This is a genomic window from Pseudomonas amygdali (assembly GCF_002699855.1).
Classification (GTDB): Bacteria; Pseudomonadota; Gammaproteobacteria; order Pseudomonadales; family Pseudomonadaceae; genus Aquipseudomonas; species Aquipseudomonas amygdali.
The window spans coordinates 1-1,438 of sequence record NZ_LKBW01000187.1; the positions used below are offsets into that span (position 1 = coordinate 1).

Below are 1,438 nucleotides of genomic sequence, written 5' to 3' on the forward strand. Positions count from 1 at the left end.
TTTATCTTGATAATTCTGCTGCCGGGGGAGATAGACAAAAAACGATCCCGTTAGTCATCACTCTACCTGAAGGACAAAGCGTGCCAGCTGAACAGATTGTAAGCGCCTCATGAACCCCACATTCCAAGCCGGCAATTGAAGCCTGATGCTGTGCTCCCGATTCTTTTCAGGAGCCAGCACCTCATGATGCGACCCGACGCCAAAGTCGAAAAAGTGTACCTCTACCCCAAGCCGGTGGACGTTCGAAAGTCCATCGACGGCCTTGCCGCACTGGTTGAGCTGGATATCAAAGTCGCCACCCCAAGCCGGTGGACGTTCGAAAGTCCATCGACGGCCTTGCCGCACTGGTTGAGCTGGATATCAAAGTCGCCGTGTTCGATCCCGTGCTTTCTGTTTTTCTGAATCGCTACCGTAACCGGGTGAAAATCCTTTATTGGGAGCGCAACGGCTTCTGCCTTTGGCTCAAGCGTTTGGAGTCCGAGCGGTTCAAAACCTCTCCCGATGAGGCGGACGAGGCCATCGTGCTGACGGTCCAGGAACTGAACTGGTTACTTGTAGCGGCTTGCAATCGAAAACCCGCTGGCTCGCGTTTATGAGCCTTTGCTGGCACACATTAGTTGCGATTATCCGTAGCTGCTGGCTCGGATTATGTGCGACTCAGCTCATGGTATTTGCGACCAGCTCAAATTATCGATCAACCGGCTCACGCTATCTGCAACTGATGAGGTGTTTAGAAACTCGCGGTTTGCCTTTATAACTGGACGTTGAAATATGTGCTCAGTTCTTGGATGCGAGTCGTGGTGCTTGGCGATTAGCCCGTAGAAAGCATGCGAACCGTCCAACAAACCCTCGTTTGATGGACGACCGGTGCTGGTTCAGTTGCAGCTAATGTGAGCCGGAAACGATGGAATGCAAGTCGATGAGGCTGAATGCAAGCTCGCTCGCAATTAATCTGAGCCAAGCGGCTGCGTCAGTCGCAGTTAATCTGAGCCGAAAAAGGCGCTGAATGCGAGCACTGCTGTTTTCGATTGCAAGCCGCTACAATTAATTACGCCGAGAATTCCGGTCGCCAACTAGTGCTTTTCCAGCAGACGACGGAAGTTGAGAATGGTGGTTTCGTCTGGAAGGTNGGTGATCCTTCTCGATCACATCATAGCGCGCCAGTGCTCAGTCTTGTTTTACCGTAAAGAATTAATTACCGCTGCCGAGAACATTACAGGTGAGCAGGTTACAACCCGGCTCGCATCCTGAGCAGCAAGCCACATGCGCTTTGACTGTAGTGACAGAGAAGCCTTACAATGCTGAAAAAACTACTGGGTGCCTTGCGCACCCTGATGTCCGTGCCCTCCGATAATCCTCGGCTGCTGCAAGCTCAATACATCGCATTGTCCCGACAACTGCCGCTGATGTACTTCGTGCTGTTGGTCAACACCTGGGC

The 1,438-nt window shown here is 52.2% G+C and carries 2 protein-coding genes; both read left to right on the top strand.

Annotated elements, in window-relative coordinates; genetic code table 11:
- Nucleotides 1–183 precede the first annotated feature (183 nt).
- Nucleotides 184–402 carry a hypothetical protein gene (locus AO277_RS29140; protein WP_257214227.1) on the top strand — a complete coding sequence of 73 codons (219 nt, stop codon included), beginning with the start codon at nucleotides 184–186 and terminating at the stop codon, nucleotides 400–402.
- Complete coding sequence (gene tnpB, locus AO277_RS13510; RefSeq protein ID WP_099259021.1) at nucleotides 309–596, top strand: IS66 family insertion sequence element accessory protein TnpB; 288 nt, start codon at nucleotides 309–311, stop codon at nucleotides 594–596. Before AO277_RS29140 ends, tnpB begins: the two co-directional genes overlap by 94 nt.
- The last annotated feature ends 842 nt before the right edge of the window (nucleotides 597–1,438 follow it).